At 63.7% G+C, this 822-nt stretch carries 1 protein-coding gene and 1 pseudogene; both read right to left on the bottom strand.

All coding sequences use genetic code 11. From position 1 onward, the window contains the following. A pseudogene (locus ACZIRK_RS45305) lies at window positions 1-416 on the bottom strand (IS5/IS1182 family transposase); the annotation flags it as partial. Beyond that, window positions 389-763, bottom strand: a complete 375-nt coding sequence (locus ACZIRK_RS45300; protein WP_474419849.1) for a transposase — start codon at window positions 761-763, stop codon at window positions 389-391. The pseudogene ACZIRK_RS45305 and the gene ACZIRK_RS45300, both read right to left, overlap by 28 nt. Between the last annotated feature and the right edge of the window lie 59 nt (window positions 764-822).

Raw genomic sequence — 822 nt, 5'->3', positions numbered from 1 at the left:
GGTGCCGCGGGCTTGCCGGTCTTCTTGCGGCCCTCGGCCTCGCGGTTCTTCTGCTTCTCGGCCTCGATGCGACGCTCCTCGTCGGCCGCGGCCTTCGCCTCAGCCTCCAGCTCAGCTTTGGCCTCGGCGATCCTTTCGATCCGCTTCTGCTTGTCGGCGACCCAGTCGGGCAACTCGTCGCCACGCTTGTTGCCGTGCAGCTTGTCGTCTTCAGCATCCGCGGCCTCGGCGGCGGCCAGCCAGCGATCGACCTCGGCCTGCAACTCGGATTGGCGCTTCTTCATCCGCTCGTAGCTCATCGCCTTGTGTTTGGAGGCATTCGCCTTGATCTTGGTGCCATCGAGCGCGACATGCCCGAGCCGCACCAACCCGGCCTTCTCGGCGAGCCTCAACACCTGCACGAACAGCCCGGCCAAGTGTTTGAGGTGCCGCTTGCGGAACTCGGAGATGGTGCGGAAATCCGCGCATCGAGCGCCGCGATCATCATGAAGTCGGCGCGTTCGACGCAGGCCCTGGCGATCCGCCGCGAGGAATAGATGCCGACCGCGTACCCGTTGAGCAGCAGCGCCACCATCAGGCGCGGATCAAACGGCGGCTGGCCGAGCGCACTCCGGTAGTTGCCAGATATCTCGCTGAGGTCCAGGCTCTCCCGCACCAGTTCCACGATGAAACGTGACAGGTGCTCCCGCGGCACGAAATCCTGCACACTCGGCGGCAGCAACTGCGGCTGATCAATCTTCCACGGCCGAAAATACTTGCTCATGGACCAAATCGATCACACTCCCGCCCAATTGAACAGGGAATACTCGGACAGGCTCCTAG

This window comes from Bradyrhizobium sp. Leo114 (assembly GCF_055229415.2).
The sequence above is the reverse complement of the archived record's forward strand: the minus strand, read 5'-3'. Positions and strand labels throughout refer to the sequence as shown.